The organism is Janthinobacterium sp. GW822-FHT07H10 (genome assembly GCF_058798675.1).
The window spans coordinates 308,281-324,032 of sequence record NZ_JBXAKS010000003.1 but is presented as its reverse complement, the minus strand read 5'-3'; the positions used below and the strand labels follow the sequence as shown (position 1 = coordinate 324,032).

At 67.8% G+C, this 15,752-nt stretch carries 18 protein-coding genes; 15 read left to right on the top strand and 3 right to left on the bottom strand.

What is annotated here, in order from left to right; genetic code table 11:
- The first annotated feature begins 50 nt into the window (after positions 1–50).
- The 14 genes from AC1RDJ_RS09235 to AC1RDJ_RS09170 all read left to right on the top strand — a co-directional run bounded on the left by AC1RDJ_RS09235 (position 51) and on the right by AC1RDJ_RS09170 (position 13,172).
- Complete coding sequence (locus tag AC1RDJ_RS09235; protein ID WP_034752975.1) at positions 51–233, top strand: Flp family type IVb pilin; 183 nt, start codon at positions 51–53, stop codon at positions 231–233.
- Between the two features lie 53 nt (positions 234–286).
- Positions 287–820, top strand: coding sequence for an A24 family peptidase (locus AC1RDJ_RS09230; RefSeq protein WP_493027266.1), 534 nt, complete (start codon positions 287–289; stop codon positions 818–820).
- A 93-nt stretch (positions 821–913) separates the two neighbouring features.
- Positions 914–2,290 carry a DUF8689 domain-containing protein gene (locus tag AC1RDJ_RS09225; protein WP_493027265.1) on the top strand — a complete coding sequence of 459 codons (1,377 nt, stop codon included), beginning with the start codon at positions 914–916 and terminating at the stop codon, positions 2,288–2,290.
- Positions 2,287–3,147 (top strand): Flp pilus assembly protein CpaB, encoded by an 861-nt coding sequence (cpaB, locus tag AC1RDJ_RS09220; protein WP_493027264.1) that lies wholly within the window; start codon positions 2,287–2,289, stop codon positions 3,145–3,147. The genes AC1RDJ_RS09225 and cpaB overlap by 4 nt, the downstream gene beginning before the upstream one ends.
- Positions 3,148–3,165: 18 nt before the next feature.
- Positions 3,166–4,611 carry a type II and III secretion system protein family protein gene (locus tag AC1RDJ_RS09215; protein ID WP_493027263.1) on the top strand — a complete coding sequence of 482 codons (1,446 nt, stop codon included), beginning with the start codon at positions 3,166–3,168 and terminating at the stop codon, positions 4,609–4,611.
- A gap of 16 nt (positions 4,612–4,627) precedes the next feature.
- Positions 4,628–4,930 carry a hypothetical protein gene (locus tag AC1RDJ_RS09210; protein WP_493027262.1) on the top strand — a complete coding sequence of 101 codons (303 nt, stop codon included), beginning with the start codon at positions 4,628–4,630 and terminating at the stop codon, positions 4,928–4,930.
- The gene (locus AC1RDJ_RS09205; protein WP_493027261.1) at positions 4,920–6,350 is read left to right on the top strand and encodes a pilus assembly protein TadG-related protein; all 1,431 of its coding nucleotides are present in this window, start codon (positions 4,920–4,922) and stop codon (positions 6,348–6,350) included. Before AC1RDJ_RS09210 ends, AC1RDJ_RS09205 begins: the two co-directional genes overlap by 11 nt.
- Positions 6,347–6,829 carry a TadE/TadG family type IV pilus assembly protein gene (locus AC1RDJ_RS09200; RefSeq protein WP_071325771.1) on the top strand — a complete coding sequence of 161 codons (483 nt, stop codon included), beginning with the start codon at positions 6,347–6,349 and terminating at the stop codon, positions 6,827–6,829. The genes AC1RDJ_RS09205 and AC1RDJ_RS09200 overlap by 4 nt, the downstream gene beginning before the upstream one ends.
- Positions 6,819–7,436 carry a TadE/TadG family type IV pilus assembly protein gene (locus tag AC1RDJ_RS09195; protein ID WP_493027260.1) on the top strand — a complete coding sequence of 206 codons (618 nt, stop codon included), beginning with the start codon at positions 6,819–6,821 and terminating at the stop codon, positions 7,434–7,436. Before AC1RDJ_RS09200 ends, AC1RDJ_RS09195 begins: the two co-directional genes overlap by 11 nt.
- A gap of 53 nt (positions 7,437–7,489) precedes the next feature.
- Positions 7,490–8,668, top strand: a complete 1,179-nt coding sequence (locus tag AC1RDJ_RS09190) for a CpaE/TadZ family protein (protein WP_071325769.1) — start codon at positions 7,490–7,492, stop codon at positions 8,666–8,668.
- 51 nt (positions 8,669–8,719) lie between these two features.
- Positions 8,720–10,066 carry a TadA family conjugal transfer-associated ATPase gene (locus AC1RDJ_RS09185; protein ID WP_289887804.1) on the top strand — a complete coding sequence of 449 codons (1,347 nt, stop codon included), beginning with the start codon at positions 8,720–8,722 and terminating at the stop codon, positions 10,064–10,066.
- 8 nt (positions 10,067–10,074) lie between these two features.
- Positions 10,075–11,052, top strand: coding sequence for a type II secretion system F family protein (locus AC1RDJ_RS09180; protein WP_493027259.1), 978 nt, complete (start codon positions 10,075–10,077; stop codon positions 11,050–11,052).
- Positions 11,053–11,157: 105 nt separating this feature from the next.
- Positions 11,158–12,096 carry a type II secretion system F family protein gene (locus tag AC1RDJ_RS09175; RefSeq protein ID WP_071325766.1) on the top strand — a complete coding sequence of 313 codons (939 nt, stop codon included), beginning with the start codon at positions 11,158–11,160 and terminating at the stop codon, positions 12,094–12,096.
- Positions 12,097–12,107: 11 nt separating this feature from the next.
- Positions 12,108–13,172 carry a LytR C-terminal domain-containing protein gene (locus tag AC1RDJ_RS09170; protein ID WP_493027258.1) on the top strand — a complete coding sequence of 355 codons (1,065 nt, stop codon included), beginning with the start codon at positions 12,108–12,110 and terminating at the stop codon, positions 13,170–13,172.
- A gap of 67 nt (positions 13,173–13,239) precedes the next feature.
- On the opposite strand, the gene AC1RDJ_RS09165 is transcribed toward AC1RDJ_RS09170, so the two are convergent.
- A complete protein-coding gene (locus AC1RDJ_RS09165) occupies positions 13,240–14,232 on the bottom strand; it encodes an EDSAP-1 family PEP-CTERM protein (protein ID WP_071325764.1) in 993 nt (330 codons plus the stop codon).
- 213 nt (positions 14,233–14,445) lie between these two features.
- Complete coding sequence (locus AC1RDJ_RS09160) at positions 14,446–14,820, bottom strand: hypothetical protein (RefSeq protein ID WP_493027257.1); 375 nt, start codon at positions 14,818–14,820, stop codon at positions 14,446–14,448.
- Between the two features lie 150 nt (positions 14,821–14,970).
- Between AC1RDJ_RS09160 and AC1RDJ_RS09155 the strand changes: the two genes are divergently transcribed.
- Positions 14,971–15,279: a hypothetical protein gene (locus tag AC1RDJ_RS09155; protein ID WP_493027256.1), complete on the top strand. Its 309-nt coding sequence runs from the start codon at positions 14,971–14,973 to the stop codon at positions 15,277–15,279.
- A 64-nt stretch (positions 15,280–15,343) separates the two neighbouring features.
- Here AC1RDJ_RS09155 and AC1RDJ_RS09150 read toward each other — a convergent pair whose 3' ends face one another.
- Positions 15,344–15,550 carry a dodecin gene (locus AC1RDJ_RS09150; protein WP_071325761.1) on the bottom strand — a complete coding sequence of 69 codons (207 nt, stop codon included), beginning with the start codon at positions 15,548–15,550 and terminating at the stop codon, positions 15,344–15,346.
- Between the last annotated feature and the right edge of the window lie 202 nt (positions 15,551–15,752).

Genomic DNA, 15,752 nt, shown 5'->3' with positions numbered 1-15,752 from the left:
TTCACACCCGATTGCGCCAGGGACTTGTGATTCACTTTTGGGAGCTTGTCATGCATACCTTCCTGTCGGCAGTGCAGCAATTTGTCAAAGATGAGGACGGGATTACGGCAATCGAATACGGCCTGATTGCGGCGTTGATGGCGACAGCCATCACCGCCGGTTTCTTGCTGATCAAGACTAACTTGCTGGCTGTCCTCACCGATATTTCGTCGAACCTGGTGTTGACGCCCTAAGCGGGTGCCCGCCGCTGGCCGGCCGGCGGCGGGTTTTTTTCAGGAGGTATGCCATGCCAGCGTATGCCCTGTGCGACCTGCTGTTGCTGCTGTTCGTGACGGGGGCCGCCGTCAGTGATTTGATCCAACGCAAGATTCCGAACTGGCTGGTGCTGTCGGGCATGCTCGCCGCGCTGGTCCTGCATTTGTGGCTGTGGCCGCACCGCGTGCCGCAACTGGTGCTGGGCGGCATGGCGACGGGCTTCTTCCTGTTCCTGCCGTTGTACGTGCTGCGCGGCATGGCCGCCGGCGACGTCAAGCTGATCGCCATGGTGGGCACCTTCGTCGGTCCATGGCCGGCCTTGCAAATCTGCTTTGCCACGTTCGTGCTGGGCGGCCTGATGGCCGTGCTGATGATCACGTACCAGGGCAAGTGGCGCGCCTGCCTGCGCAACCTGCGTCAGCTGCTGTGGCCGATGATCGCGCGCACGGCCGGCGTCCCGCTGGCGCCCATCCCGTTCGACAGCCATGCCAGCGTGGGCAATATGCCCTATGGCCTGGCCATCGCCCTGGGCAGCCTGGCCGTGCAGGGACGCGGTTATTTCTGAGTGGTATTCATTGCTCTTGATCAATGGGCGCCAGCCTCCGCTGGCTAGAATGAAATCTGTTCAATGCAGTCTTAACCGGCGTGGAGATGCAGCATGACCGAGGTCGACTATTCCATGGGCACCGAGAGCGCGCCGCGCCCTGCCGACGCGAACCTGATGCCGCCCTTGCCGCCGCAGCCGAAAAGCCTGCGCGAAACGGGACTCGAGCGCCAGCTGGTGGTCGAACTGATAGCCAAGTGCATGTTCGTGGGCGGCAAGACGCACCTGTCCGCGCTGACGACGCGGCTGCGCCTGTCGATCAATGTCTTGCGCGAAGTGCTCGACTTCATGGTCGGCGAACAATGGGCGGAAGTGGCGTGGCGCGGCGAGTCCGATATCGACGTGCAGTATCAGCTGACGAGTGCCGGCAAGCAGCGCGCCAGCGCCTTTCTCGAACGCTGTGCCTACATCGGCGCCGCGCCCGTCACGCTGGACGCCTACCGCGCCATGGTGGCGCGCCAGTCGTGGCAGGCGCAGGAGTTGCGTGTGGGCAGCGACGACCTGGCGGCCGTGCTGGGCGGCGCCCATGCGGGACCGGGCATGCTCGACGTGGTGGGCGCGGCCCTGCATTCGGGGCGCTCGCTGCTGCTGTACGGGCCGCCCGGCAGCGGCAAGTCGACGCTGGCGCTGCAGCTGGGACAATTGCTGCATGGCCTGGTGGCCGTGCCGTATGCCATCGTCGTCGGCCAGGACATCATCCAGGTGTACGACCCCGCGCAGCACCTGCCGCCGGCGGCGCAGCATGTCAGCCATGCGCGCCAGGCGCTGGAGCGGCGCAGCACGGACATCCGCTGGGTGCTGTGCCAGCGGCCCGTGATCCACGTGGGCGCCGAGCTCGACGCCGAGATGCTCGAGCTTGGTTACGACGCCAGCGGCGGCTGCTATCAGGCGCCGCCCCATGTGCGTGCCAACAATGGCATGCTGATCGTCGACGACCTGGGGCGCCAGCGCCTGGCCGCAGCGGACCTGCTGACGCGGCTGATGCAGCCGCTGGCGCGCGGCGTCGATCAGCTGGGCTTGCCTGGCGGCGTGAAGATCAGCGTGCCCTTCGACAATGCCCTCGTGCTGGCCACCAACTTGCCGCCGGGCGAGCTGTTGGATGCCGCCTTGCTGCGCCGCATCGGCTACAAGGTGCAGGTGGGGCCGCTGGCCGACGGCGCCTATCGCGCCCTGTTTCGCCAGCAATGCCGGGTGGCGGGCATCGCGTTTGACGAGCTGGTGCTGCAGCACCTGATGCAGCAGCTGCATGGCGCGCAGGGGCGGCCGCTGCTGGCCAGCTATCCCCGCGAATTGCTGGCGCGCATAGCCGACTTCGCCGGCTTTGCCGGCAGTGAAGCGCAGTTGACGGTGGCGGCGCTGGAGCAAGCCTGGGGCAGCCTGTTTGCCCGCTGCGACATGCCGGCCGCCAGCCTGTGCGAGCGCATCGCATGAAAAACCGGCGCGCCCTGCTGATGATGGGCCTGGCGATCGTGCTGGGCTTGCTGGCGGTGCTGCTGGCCTCGCACTGGCTGCTGCGCCAGACGCCGGCCGGCAAGGGCAAGATCGTCGTCGCCGCCAGCGACGTCAACCTGGGCCAGCGTTTGTCGCCCGAGATGCTGCGCCTGGCCGAATGGCCGGCGGAAAGCTTGCCGCAAGGGGCGCTGCAAGACCCCTTGAAGCTGGCCGGGCGCGTGCTGAAAAGCAGCGTGCTGCGCGGCGAGCCGCTGAGCGAAGCCAAGCTGGCGCCCGTGGGCACCCTGGGCGGCCTGTCGGCCCTGATCACGGAAGGGCGGCGCGCCATCACCGTGCGCGTCAACGACGTCATCGGCGTGGCCGGCTTCGCCCTGCCGGGCAACTATGTCGACATCATCGTCAGTACGCAGCAGGATGCGGGCGACCGCGCGTTTCCGCAGAGCCGCAATATCTCCAAGATCGTGCTCGAACGCATCCTCGTGCTGGCCGTGGCGCAGGAAGTGGGGCGCGACGAGACCAAGCCGCGCGTGGTCAATGCCGTGACCCTGGAAGTGACGCCGGAACAGGCGGAAAACCTGGACCTGGCGCGCAGCGTGGGCAGCCTGTCGCTGGTGCTGCGCAACCAGGTCGACCCGCAGCCGGGCGTGACGGCGGGTGCCACCAAGCTGACTCTGCTGGGCGGCGCGCCGGAAGCGGCTGCCGCGCCGGCGCCCGCCGCCGTGCCCATGGCCGCCGTGGCGCCGCGCCCGGTGCGCGTGGCGAAGGCGCGGCCTGAGCCGGCGCGCCAGTGCAGCGGCGTCATCGACGGTACGCGCCAGTCGCGCGAATGTTTTTAGCCAACCATGGACACGCTCATGAACCGCGCCTTGCTCCTCTTTTGCTGCCTGCTGCCGCCGCTCGCCGGCGCGGCGGCCGAGCCTGGTCCCCGCTGCGGCGGCGAGGCGGCGTCGCCCGGCAACTTGCAGCTGCAGGTGGGTAAGTCGAGCATGCTGCGCCTGCCGGAAGCCGTGTTTGCCCGCAGCGTCGGCAACCCGGCCGTCGTGCAAGCCATGCTGGTGGCGCCCGACACCTTGTATGTGGTGGGTGTCGACGTCGGCAGCACCAATATGATCATCCAGGGCAAGAGCGGCGTGTGCAGCGTCGTCAACGTCAGCGTCAGCATGGATCCGGCCGGCCTGCAGGCGACCCTGGCCGCGCTGATGCCGGACGAAAAGTCCATCCGCGTCACGGCCGTGGCCGATAGCCTGGTGCTGTCTGGCACGGTGCAGGATGCGGGCGCCGTGCTGCGCGCCGTGGAACTGGCGCACGCCTATGTGCGGCGCACCACCGTGCCGCTGGCGCTGCCCAAGCCGGCCGACGGCGCCGCCATGCCGCCGCCGGCCGTGGCCGCCGGCGGCGGCGCCACGCCGAACAGCCGCATCATCAACATGCTCGACGTCAGCGCGCCGCAGCAGGTGATGCTGGCCGTGCAGATCGCCGAAGTGTCGAAGTCCCTGCTCGAGCGCCTGGAAGTGGGCGCCACCCTGCGCTTCGCCTCGGGCAGCTGGGCCACCACCTTGCTGTCGAATTTCCTCAGCGGCACGGCCAACGGCTTGCTCGACGTGCGCAAGTCGAACGGCCAGCAGCTGACGATCGAGGCGCAGAAGCAGGATGGCCTGGTGCGCATCCTGGCCGAGCCGACGGTGATGGCGATCAGCGGCCAGGAGGGCAGTTTCCTGGCGGGCGGCAAGATCTTCATTCCCGTCGGCCAGGACAACAACAAGATCACGCTGGAAGAGCGCGAATACGGCGTCGGCCTGCGCTTCACGCCCACCGTGCTGTCGGGCGGGCGCATCAATCTGAAGGTGGCGCCGGAAGTGTCGGAACTGTCGCGCGAAGGCGTGGGCATTTCCGCCGCCGGCGTCAGCGGACGCTCGATCCTGCCCGTCATCACGACGCGGCGCGCCTCGACCACGGTGCAGCTGTTCGATGGCCAGAGCTACGCCATCGGCGGCCTCATCAAGAATAACCAGGTGAGCAATATCACGGGCGTGCCGTGGCTCAGCGAGCTGCCCATCCTCGGCGCGCTGTTTCGCAGCACGGACTTCCAGCATGACCGCACGGAACTGCTGTTCGTCATTACCGCGCACCTGGTGAAACCCTTGCCGGCGGACGCCGTCCTGCCGACGGCGCAGCTGGCACCGCCGTCACGCGCGACCCTGATGTTGGGCGGCAAGATGGAAGGCCCCGTGCCGCCACCATCGCCAGCATCGCCCGCCGTGCCGCCGCCGCGCGCGGCCCATGGTTTCGAATTGAAATGAGACGGGGAGATACGCCATGCCGAACTCGCTCCTGACGTGCCCGCGGCGCCTGGCGGTGCCGGCCCTGGCGCTGCTGCTGGCCGCCTGCGCGCACAGCAGCACGCCGCTGCTGGACCAGCGCTTTGGCGATGCCGTGCGCCTGTCCACGGCGCAGCAGGTGCGTCATCCGGCCGCCGCCGCCAATCGCCAGCCGGCCGACGGGCTCGACGGTCCCAGCGCGCATGCCGTCATGCAGCGCTACCGCGCCTCGTTTGCCGAGACGAATGGCCAGGCGCCGCAGCCGGTGCAGTTCATGCTGGGAGGCGGCAGTGGCAAATAGACGCCGACGCCAGCGCGGGGCGATGCTGATCGCCTTTTCCATCCTGCTCATCGTGGTGCTGGGCTTTATCGGCCTGGCGCTCGACGTGGGGCAAGTCATCGGCCGCAAGACGGAACTGCAGAACCTGGCTGACAATGCGGCGCTGGCGGCGGCCGCCGAACTGGAAGGCACGCCCGCCGGCCTGGCCAATGCCGTGACGAAAGCCAAGGCCAGCGCGGCCGAGAAGAATATGTACCGCCGCCGCATGCAGGGCGTGGTCCTGTCGGACGCCAGCATCCGTTTCGCCAGCGCGGTCGATGCGCCGGACGGCGAGTGGCATGCGGCCGGCGCCGTGCCGGACCCCGGCGCGGCCCTGTTCGTGCGCATCGATACGCAGGCCAACGTGCCGCCGCTGGGTCACGTGGCGACGGCCTTCCTGGGCGCCTGGTCGCCGGCCCTGCGCACGCTGGACACGGGCGCGCGCGCCGTGGCGGGCCGCACCAGCCTGCGCGTGGCGCCGCTGGCCATCTGCGCGCTGTCGGCCAGCGCGGCGGCCAAACGCACGAACGTGGCGCTGCAGCCGCTGGTGGAAGTGCTCGAGTTCGGCTTCCGCCGTGGCGTCGCATATAACTTGTTCAAGCTCAACCCGCACGGCCCGGTGGCCGAACACTTCGTGCTCAATCCGCTTGGCCAGCCGGGGCTGGTGGGCCCGTCGGCGCAGGTGAGCGAGGCCGCCGTGCAGCCATTCGTTTGCACGGGCAGCGTGCTGTACCCGCGCATCGGCAGCGCGCGCATGCATGTGCACCGGCCATTTCCCGCCGCGCTGTGGCCGGCATTCAATGCGCGCTTCAACCAGTACGCGGGCGGTGGCTGCCACCCCGTCACGGCGCCGCCCGACACGAATATCCGCGCCTATCCGAACACGGCCGCGAACTGGTGGATGACGAATGCGCCCGACGCGCCCAGCGCCCTCAGCGGCGGTAACCCGCTGCTGTCCGTGGCCGATCCCGAAACCAGCGTGCCGCTGCCGACGGCGGCCAGCTACGGGCCGCTGTGGTCGTTCGGCAGGGCGTGGGGCTACAACGCCGAGCGGCCGGCCGACGGCCATTTCGCGCTGGCCACCAGCAACTGGGCGGCGCTGTATCCGGCCGCGTCGGCCGCGCCGGCCGCCAAGTCCTCGTATCCGGCCGATAAATCGCCATACCTGACGCCGGCCTTCCAGACGGCGCCGACGGTGAACACGGGCGTGGCGCTGCGGCGCTTGCTGCATATCGCCTTGCTGGCCTGTCCCGTGCCGGCCGGCAGCGACGTGCTGGCCCAGGTGCGCGGCATCGGCCGCTTCTACATGACGGCGCCGGCCAGCAACGGCATGCTGAGCGCCGAATTTGCCGGCCTGGCGCCCGAAGGCACGCTGGCCGGTCCCGTGGAGTTGCTGCGATGAGGCCGCCGTACCGCACGGCGCGCCGCCAGCGGGGCGTGGCGGCCATCGAACTGGCGCTGATCCTGCTGTTTTTCATGGGGCTGCTGCCCTTCATGCTGCTGTTCGGCCGCGCGCTGCTGACCTACACGGCCCTGCAAAAAAGCGTGCACGACGCGGCGCGCTACATGGCCACCATGCCGCTGCCGCAGATGGCCAAGAACGGCTCAGCGGCCCAGGGCGCCGCGTTTGCGCGGCAGATGGTGGTCGAGGCGATGGCGGAAAGCTGGCCCGAGATGGAATCGACGCGCGTCAGCGTCGATTGCGTGTATTTCGAGGAGCTCTCCAGTTGCGGCAACCATGCGACGGCGCCGCAGCAGGTGCGCCTGAATGTCACCGTGGACATGCCCATGGTGTTCCTGCCTGAGCTGACGCGCAAGTGGCTGCCGCAGCTGGGGCCGATACCGCTGCGCGCCAATGTGACGATGCGCTATGTTAATTGACCGCCTGCGCCGCCTGCGCCGCCTGCCGCGCCAGCACGGCGTTTTTGTCGTCGAGTTCGCCATGCTGGCGCTGCTGTTCTTCCTGTTCCTGTTTGCGCTGCTGGAAATGGCGCGCGCCGTGTATTTGTGGAACATGGTGCATGAGGTCACGCGGCGCGCCGCGCGCGGCGCCGCCGTCACCGATTTCAGCAATACCGGCGCGCTGCAGGCCGTGCGTGCGCAAGCCGTGCTGCGCGCCACGCCGGGCACGCTGCCGCTGGGCGGCGCCATCAGCGACGCCTATGTGCGCATCGATTACCTGTCGGAGTCGGGCGGCGGCGCGGCGCTGGCGGCGCTGCCGGTGAGCGCGATGCCCGGCTGTCCGCAGCGCAACCGCATCAATTGCCTGGACGATCCGCATGGCGCCAGCTGCATCCGTTTCGTGCGCGCGCGCCTGTGTGTGCCGGCCCAGGGCGCGCGCTGCGAGGGCGTGCCGTACCGGCCCATGTTGCCGCTGCTGGGGATGATGTTTCCCACCGGCGCGCAGGCCGTGCGCCTGCCCACGGGCAGCACCATGGCGGTGGCCGAATCGCTCGGTTATCCGGGCAATCCGAATTTTTGTCCTTGAGCGCCGCCAGGCGGGCGCAGCCGATCGTGTTGCACTGAAATGAAGGATGTGTGATGAAAGCCTTGATGATTACCCGCGACGCCAGCTTGCACGATGAAATCGCGGCGCAGGGCGCGGCCCGCATGCCCGTGCTGCGCCTGCTGGAACGGCGCAGCGGCCTGCGCGACGCCGTCGAGCGCATGCTGCCCGAGCCGCCCGAGCTGGTGATCGTCGACGCCAGCGCCATCGAGACCGACGAGGCGGACTTGCTGGAGCGCCTGGCGCGCCAGTATCCGCTGGCCGTGCTGATGCTGCTCACGCGCGGCCAGCAGCAGGATGTGCTGATCCGCGCCATGCGCGCCGGCATGCGCGAAGTGCTGCAGCTGCCGCTCGTGCACAAGGCCTTCCATGAAGCGATGGACCGCGTCGATATCCAGGCCGGCGTGACGCAGATGCGCGACGGCAAGGTGCTCGCCTTCATTTCCTGCAAGGGCGGCAGCGGCGCCACCTTCCTGTCGACGAATTTTTCCTACGCGCTGGCGACGATGGCCGGCTGCAAGGTGCTGCTGATCGACCTGCACGGCCAGTTCGGCGACGCCACCCTGTATGTGTCGGACCAGAAGCCGGCCATGACCCTGTCCGACATCTGCGCGCAGATCGCGCGCATGGATGGCGCCTTTCTCGCCTCGTGCCTGGTGCACGTGACGCCGAACTTCGGCGTACTGGCGGCGGCCGACGACCCGGCGCACAAGGTCGACATGCAGCCCGACCACATGGACCGCATCCTCGCCGTGGCGCGCCAGCACTACGACTACATCGTGCTCGACGTGGGACGCCAGATCGACGCGCTGTCGCTGCGCGCGCTCGACAATGCCGACGCCATCTACCCGGTGCTGCAGCTGGCCCTGCCCGACATCCGCGACGGACGCCGCCTGCTCGACATCTTCCGTTCGCTCGGCTACCCGGGCGAGCGCCTGCGCCTGATCGTCAACCGCTACGAGAAGGGCGGCCGCCTGCGCCTGGCGGACCTGGAGCAGGCGCTGGGCGCGGAAGTGGTGCACACGGTGCCCAACGATTACATCGCGGCCACCGATTCCGTCAACCAGGGCATCCCGCTGCTGCAGCTGTCGCGCACCAGCGCCGTGGCGCGCAGCCTGGCCGAGCTGGTGGAACTGGTGACGGCGCGCCGCGTGACGGAAAGCCGCGGCCTGTTCGACCGCCTGTTCAGCCGTGGCGAGCGCAGCGAAATTTGACGCAGCACACAGCAGCAAAGGCTCCCGCCGGGAGCCATCATGGGAGCCGAGATGACTTTACGCGAACGCCTGGCGGCGAATGAACAGACACGGCCGGTCAGCAATGGACAGGGGGCACTGGCGCTGCATGCGTACCAGGAGCTGAAGAAGACCATGCACCAGACGATACTCGACCGTATCGACCTGGAGCGCCTGAAGCGCCTGACGGCCGAGCAGTTCAAGCACGAGCTGGCGCTGCTGGTGCAGCGCGTCATCGAGGAAGAGCGCATCGTCCTCAACCAGCACGAGCGGCATAGCCTGGTGCTCGACATCCAGCACGAGATGCTCGGCTTTGGTCCGCTGGAACCGCTGCTGGCCGATGCCAGCGTCTCCGATATCCTCGTCAACACCTGCGACAAGGTGTATGTCGAGCGGGGCGGGCGCCTGCAGCTGACGGACGTGACCTTCCACGACAATGCACACCTGATGAAGATCATCGAAAAGATCGTCTCGCGCGTGGGCCGGCGCGTCGACGAATCGAGCCCGATGGTCGACGCGCGCCTGCCCGACGGTTCGCGCGTGAACGCCATCATCCCGCCGCTGGCCGTCGATGGTCCCATTCTGTCGATCCGGCGCTTCGCCGTGCAGCCGCTGACGATCGCCAACCTGCTCGACTACAAAAGCCTGACGCCGCCCATGGTGCAGGTGCTGCAGGCGCTGGGCCAGGCCAAGGTGAATATCCTGATCTCGGGCGGCACGGGCAGCGGCAAGACGACGCTGCTCAACGTGCTGTCCGGCTTCATCCCCGGCAGCGAGCGCATCGTCACCATCGAGGATGCGGCCGAACTGGCGCTGCGCCAGCCGCACGTGGTGCGCCTGGAAACGCGGCCGCCGAATATCGAGGGCAAGGGCGAAGTGAGCCAGCGCGCGCTGGTGCGCAACGCGCTGCGCATGCGCCCCGACCGCATCATCCTGGGCGAGGTGCGCGGCGCCGAGGCGCTCGACATGCTGCAGGCGATGAACACGGGTCACGAAGGCTCGCTGGCGACGATCCACTCGAACACGGCGCGCGACGCGCTGGCGCGGCTGGAAAACATGGTCGGCATGGCCAGCGTGAACCTGACGCCGCGCGCCACGCGCCAGCAGATCTGTTCGGCCGTGACGGTGGTGATGCAGGTGTCGCGCCTGACGGATGGTGCGCGCAAGCTGGTCAGCCTGCAGGAAGTGACGGGCATGGAAGGCGACATCATCGCCATGCACGAAATCTTCCGCTTCGAGCAGACGGGCGTCGATGCCGGCGGCAAGGTGCTCGGCCACTTCTGCGCCACCGGCGTGCGGCCCCGCTTCACGGAGCGCCTGCGCATGTTCGGCGCGCCCGTGCCGGATACGGTCTTCGATCCGGACCGCATCTACGAATAGGAGGCAGCATGGACCTGGTGTTCTACGGCTTTGCCGTGCTGCTGTTCGCCGCCTGCATCCTGATGGTGGAGGGGGCCTGGCTGTGGTGGTCGGGCACGCACGGCAGCGCGGCGCGGCGCATCAACCGGCGCCTGCGCCTGATGGCGGCGCGCGGCGAGGCGGGCGGCGAACGGGTGTCCATCCTCAAGCAGCGCCGCTATGCGCGCGCGCCGGGCCTGGACCGGCTGCTGCGGCGCGCGCCGCAGGCGGCGCAGCTGGACCGGCTGCTGCTGCAATCGGGCCTGTCCTGGTCGGTGGCGCAATTTCTCGGCGGCACGGGTGCCGTGCTGCTGGCGGCCTTGCTGCTGCTGGCCGCCTGGCCCATGCCGCTGCCGGGCGCCGTGCTGTTGCTGGGCGTGGCCGGCGGCGGACCGGTCATGGTCGTGCTGCGCGCGCGCGCGGCGCGGCTGCAAAAGATCGAGGCGCAGTTGCCGGAGGCGGCCGACTTCCTTGCCCGCGCGCTGCGCGCCGGCCACTCGTTTTCCAACGTGCTGCAAATGGTGGGCGACGAGTTGAACGAGCCGATCAGCGGCGAATTCAAGATGGCGCACGAGGAGATCAATTACGGCGTGCCGATGAACGAGGCGCTGCAAAACCTGGCCGCGCGCATCCCGCTGACGGACTTGCGCTACCTCGTCATCGCCGTGCTGGTGCAGCGCGAATCGGGGGGGAATCTGGCCGAAGTGCTGGTCAGCATCGCCCGCATCATCCGCGCCCGCCTAAAGCTGCTGGGCCAGGTGCGCGTGCTGTCGGCCGAGGGCCGCATGTCGGCCTGGGTGCTGGGGCTGATGCCGGTGGTGATGATCGGCGTCATGGCGCTGGTCAACCCGCAGTACATCAGCCTGCTGTGGACCGACCCCAGCGGCATCAAATTGCTGTGGTATGCGGCCGGCATGGTGGCGCTGGGCGTGGTCTGGATGCGCAAGGTCATCCGCATCCGCATTTAAGCGATCGCCTGAAAAACGTCCGTGACGTTGTGCCGTCGCCTCGTCGTACGGTCGTACTTGCCTGGCCCCGAACGTTTTGTCAGTCGATCAATCGGAGGAAATGCCATGACTGGCCCGCAACTGCTGTTCCTGTTGATCGTCTTTGCTGTGGTGGTGGCGCTGGCCCTGCTGGCGTGGCTGATCTTTTTTCCCGGCGCCTTGCGCCAGCGCCTGTCCGGCACCATGGCGCCGGCCGCCAGCGATGCCGTGCCGGAGAGCGGCTGGGTGGAGCGCGTGGCGCGCGTGGCGCAGCCGTTCAGCAAGCTGTCGCTGCCGGAAGAAGGCTGGGAGCGCTCGCCGCTGCGCACGCGTTTCATGAATGCGGGCTGGCGGCAAGCCAGTGCGCCGGCCCTGTACTTTGCGGCGAAAACCGTGCTGGCCCTGCTGTTTCCCACCGTGCTGGGGCTGTATGCGGCCAGCGCCATGGCGGCGCAGTTGCGCAGCGTGCTGCTGTTGTTGCTGTGCGTCAGCGCCACGGCCGGTTATTACCTGCCGAACCTGGTGCTGTCGGGCACGGCGAAGCGGCGCCAGCGCGACATCTTCGAAAACATTCCCGACGCGCTCGACTTGCTGACCGTGTGCGTGGAAGCGGGCCTGAGCCTGGAACGGGCGCTGGTGAAGGTGTCGGGCGAGATCCACATCAAGAGCGTGGTGCTGGCGCAGGAATTGCAGCTGGTGCTGATGGAAATGCGCGCCGGATTCAGCAAGGAAAAGGCGTTGCGCAACCTGGCCCTGCGCAGCGGCGTGGAAGACGTCGACACGCTGGTCGCCATGCTGATCCAGTCCGAACGCTTCGGCACCAGCATGGGCGACTCCTTGCGCGTGCATTCGGAAAACCTGCGCAGCAAGCGCAGCCTGCTGGCCGAGGAGGCTGCGGCCAAGATCGCCCTGAAATTGCTGTTTCCCCTGATTTTTTGCGTCTTTCCCACCCTCATGCTGGTCCTCATGGGGCCGGCCGTGATCGAAGTCTATCGCGTGCTCGTGCCGGCCATGGCCAGCCGCTGAAAGGAGATACCATGCGTTCGACGATTTCCCGCCTGGCCGCCGCCTGCGCCTGCCTGGGCCTGGGCGCCTGCGCCAGCCACACGGCGCCCGCGCCGCCGCCGTTGTCGCCGCTGCCTGACGCCGACAGCGCCTATGCGGCGGGGCGCCAGTCCTTCGACCGGGGCGACCTGCCCGCCGCGCAGGCGGCGTATGAGCAAGCGCTGCGCAGTGCGCCGCGCCATGTGCATGCGCGCAACGCGCTGGCCGTGCTGCACGCGCAGCGCGGCGAGCATGACGCCGCCATCGCCCATTGGCTGGCCCTGACGCAGGAAGCGGGCACGCCGCGCCCGCAGCAGGCCTATCTGTTCAGCAATCTCGGCCACGCCTATGCCTTGAGCGGCCGCGATGCGCTGGCCTTGCCCGTGCTGGAACAGGCCTGCCTGCTCGATCCGCTCAATGCGCTGGCCTGGCAGCACCTGGCGCAAGTACTGGAACGGCTGGGGCAGCACGAGCGCGCCGCCGTGATGCGGCGCCAGGCGAACAGCTTGCAAGAGCACGACCCGCGCCGCGATGCGGCCCTGTTGCGCGGCGCGGCGGAACCCGTTGCGCTCGCGCCGGTAGCGGCGGCACCGGCCATGGCGCGCGTGGAAATCACGCAACGCGACGGCATGGCCCTGTTGCGGCGCGTGCCGGCGACGGAGCGCGGCGTCCCCATTGCTGTCGCTGCGCCGGCAACGGCGGCGCTGGCCGGCGCGCCGCGTCCGCGCCTGGAAATCCTCAATGGCAATGGCGTGCCGGGCATGGCCGCCGCGCTGGCGCGCAGCCTGGCCGGCGGGCCCGTGCAGGTGGTGCGCCTGGGAAATGACAGCTCGTTCCAGGTGGCGCGCACGCGCGTCGAATACCGGCCCGCGCAGGAACAGGCGGCGCGCCAGCTGGCCCGCCAACTGGGGATGCCGGTGCAAACCCTGCCCGCCGACTGTCCCGCCAGTGAACTGCGCCTGGTACTCGGGCGCGACTTCGGCGACCCCGCCACCTTGCACCGTTACTATCTGCAGCAGCTGCAACTGGCGCGCCAGGCGCTGGCGCGGCTGGGCTGAAGCGCAGCCGCCCAAGCAAAAACACGCGGCGCCCTGGCGGGCGCCGCGTGTTTTTGCTTGCTGCTAATTATTTGGGTTGCCGCCGCCGCGTGAAGGCCAGGGCCGCCAGGCCCGTGCCTAGCAACAGCAGGGTGGCCGGTGCCGGCACCACGACGATCACGGGATCGATCACGACGATATCGGTGCGCGTGGACTTGGAAAAATTCAAGGTGTAGCTGCCGGCCGCCAGCGCGAAGTTCGACGTCAGAGAAAATTGCGCCAGGCCATTCGTGAAGGCGCGCCCTGTGGACGGATCGTTGGTGCCGGCCGTCATGTTCAGGCTGAACGGATCCAGGCTGCCCGCGCCGTGGTTGCCGTTGATGTCGCTGCCATTGTTGGCGTCGCCATCGGGCGCGAACTGGAAGATCACGCCGTCGGCATTGGCATGCGACAGGCAGCCGACGGGGCTGGCGCTGTTGCACGAGATATTGAAGATATCCATGATCGACACATTGGACTTGTCGCCCATCGCCGTCACGCTGGTGCGCAGGTCGCGCCGTCCCATGAAGCTGAAGGTGATGAAGCCGGCGCTCGACAGGGTCAGGTTGACGGAGCCGGTCAGCGTGTCGCCGGCCGTGGCCGAGGCGGCGCCCACCGTGTTGCGCTGCGCCTCCGAAACGGCCAGCACGGTGGATCCAGTGCCGTTGAGCATGTTGCCGAAGGCGTGGGCATCGCCGCGCGCAAACTCCAGTGCCGTGGTGGGGGCGTAGTGGTTCTGCGGCAGGCCCGTGCAACCGCTGCCGGAACACACTTGCGGCACGTCGGCATTGGCGGCCGGGCCCGTGTTGACGGCGCGCGGATTGACGGCCACGCCGCCCTGGAAAAAGGCGCTGTCGCTGGCGTTGCGGTTGGCGCCGGCCAGCGACAGCGCGCCGGCGCTGGTGGTGATGCGGAAATTGCTCAACTCATTGACGGCCAGGCCGTACGCCCCGGCATGCGCCTGGCCGCTGGCCAGCAGGCTTGCCGCCGCCAGTGCGCCCAGCCAGCCCAGGGTCTTGCTTCGTGTGTGATCGACATTCATCGCAGCCTCTTATCGTGGTCAGTCTCGGAAAATCCGGGGGGATAAAGAATCCAGGACGACTTGCCTGGATTCATCTCGTAGACGGAGATAAGCAGCTTGCGTGCCACACAAGAAAATCCTGTCGAATCAAACGCTTGCGCAAAGCGGGTTGGACTGGTGGAAGCAAAGTGTAAGAATGGCCGACGCCGCTTGCCGGCCGGTCGCTACCGCGCCTCAGGTGCCGCGGTGGTAGCCGAGATGCCCACCGGAATTGCGCGCGCAACCGCAGCCGATGCGCGCCACTTCCTCGCCTGCCGTCAGTTTCCAGTTGGTAATCGTCGTATGCTGCCAGTCGATGTCGCTTTTCTTGACAGGTTTTACCGTCAGGGTGCGCGCTTGCGCATCCGCGTATTCCATCAGCTCCTCGTCGTCGGCGATATCGAAATGGCGGTGGATCAGGGAAATGCCGAAACGCTCGAGTGCGCCGTAGCGCTGCAGCACGTCGCGCAGCTCGCGAAAGCAGGCCACGTCCTCGGGCAGCAAGGGATTGACGGCGGAAATATCGGCGACGGGCTGCCACTGCATGGCGTGGATGTTTAGGCTATCCATGACTGTCTCCTGTGCCCCGTGATGAATGGCCCAGGCCGCCGGAGGGGCGCCGGCACGCCTGGCGAAATGCCCATCGTGGCCGTAAGGCTGCTGCGGCGCTTGCGCCAGATCAAAGGTGCGGCAGTCGACCCTCGCCCGGTAAAATAGGTCATGGCAAACAAAACTCCCACCTTCCCCGGCGCGCGCACGGGCCGCGGCCAGGTCCTGGCCGTGCTGCTGTCGAACCGCGACCAGTCCGGCGCCGAACCGCTGCAAGGCCGCGTCTCGCTGGCCGCCATCGTCAAGGCGTTAAAGCGCAAATACCACTGGCCGATCGAGACGCACAGTTTCCCCGCCAATACGCAGGACGGCCGCGCCAGCTGGGCAACCGTCTACAGCTTGCCGGACAAGGTCATCGAGACCGCGCTGGACAACGGCGGCCGGGAGTGGCTGGAGAGCAGGTCAGTCGCCAGGCGCTAGTGAGAGGGCAAGGTTGGGCCAGGCGCCGCAGCGGGCACGCCGCTGCCGCCCATGCCACATGGCTTTATTCGAGGCGGAAGCCGACCTTCAGCGTGACCTGGAAGTGCGCCACCTTGCCATCGACGATATGCCCGCGCGAATCGGTCACTTCATACCAGTCCATGTGCTTGACCGTGAGCGCCGCCTTGGCAATGGCATCGCGGATCGCCTGATCGCTGCTCTCGGTCGATGTGCCAACCAGTTCGATCAGCTTGTAAGTGTGTGCGGACATGATGTTTCCCCAGTAGGAAAGCCGGACATCGAAAGGTTCTTCTTTGCTAACAAGCACCCATCTTGCGCCTAATCGCAGCCGCAGTCATTACGCAGTGCAGCAATGCGTCGCGTGAGGCTTACCTGAAACAGCGGGCCTGAAACATCGCTGAAGGTAAGGTGTCTGGAAGGCAAAACCGAGTCTGCCATCCAGATGCCGATCA

Bases quoted from the DNA above. Each gene is read 5' to 3' on its own strand.
- AC1RDJ_RS09170 (WP_493027258.1), top strand. From the start codon at position 12,108: ATGCGTTCGACGATTTCCCGCCTGGCCGCCGCCTGCGCCTGCCTGGGC.
- AC1RDJ_RS09225 (WP_493027265.1), top strand. From the start codon at position 914: ATGACCGAGGTCGACTATTCCATGGGCACCGAGAGCGCGCCGCGCCCT.
- cpaB (WP_493027264.1), top strand. From the start codon at position 2,287: ATGAAAAACCGGCGCGCCCTGCTGATGATGGGCCTGGCGATCGTGCTG.
- AC1RDJ_RS09160 (WP_493027257.1), bottom strand. From the start codon at position 14,820: ATGGATAGCCTAAACATCCACGCCATGCAGTGGCAGCCCGTCGCCGAT.
- AC1RDJ_RS09235 (WP_034752975.1), top strand. From the start codon at position 51: ATGCATACCTTCCTGTCGGCAGTGCAGCAATTTGTCAAAGATGAGGAC.
- AC1RDJ_RS09165 (WP_071325764.1), bottom strand. From the start codon at position 14,232: ATGAATGTCGATCACACACGAAGCAAGACCCTGGGCTGGCTGGGCGCA.
- AC1RDJ_RS09180 (WP_493027259.1), top strand. From the start codon at position 10,075: ATGGACCTGGTGTTCTACGGCTTTGCCGTGCTGCTGTTCGCCGCCTGC.
- AC1RDJ_RS09175 (WP_071325766.1), top strand. From the start codon at position 11,158: ATGACTGGCCCGCAACTGCTGTTCCTGTTGATCGTCTTTGCTGTGGTG.
- AC1RDJ_RS09215 (WP_493027263.1), top strand. From the start codon at position 3,166: ATGAACCGCGCCTTGCTCCTCTTTTGCTGCCTGCTGCCGCCGCTCGCC.
- AC1RDJ_RS09210 (WP_493027262.1), top strand. From the start codon at position 4,628: ATGCCGAACTCGCTCCTGACGTGCCCGCGGCGCCTGGCGGTGCCGGCC.
- AC1RDJ_RS09155 (WP_493027256.1), top strand. From the start codon at position 14,971: ATGGCAAACAAAACTCCCACCTTCCCCGGCGCGCGCACGGGCCGCGGC.
- AC1RDJ_RS09195 (WP_493027260.1), top strand. From the start codon at position 6,819: ATGTTAATTGACCGCCTGCGCCGCCTGCGCCGCCTGCCGCGCCAGCAC.
- AC1RDJ_RS09185 (WP_289887804.1), top strand. From the start codon at position 8,720: ATGACTTTACGCGAACGCCTGGCGGCGAATGAACAGACACGGCCGGTC.
- AC1RDJ_RS09200 (WP_071325771.1), top strand. From the start codon at position 6,347: ATGAGGCCGCCGTACCGCACGGCGCGCCGCCAGCGGGGCGTGGCGGCC.
- AC1RDJ_RS09230 (WP_493027266.1), top strand. From the start codon at position 287: ATGCCAGCGTATGCCCTGTGCGACCTGCTGTTGCTGCTGTTCGTGACG.
- AC1RDJ_RS09190 (WP_071325769.1), top strand. From the start codon at position 7,490: ATGAAAGCCTTGATGATTACCCGCGACGCCAGCTTGCACGATGAAATC.
- AC1RDJ_RS09150 (WP_071325761.1), bottom strand. From the start codon at position 15,550: ATGTCCGCACACACTTACAAGCTGATCGAACTGGTTGGCACATCGACC.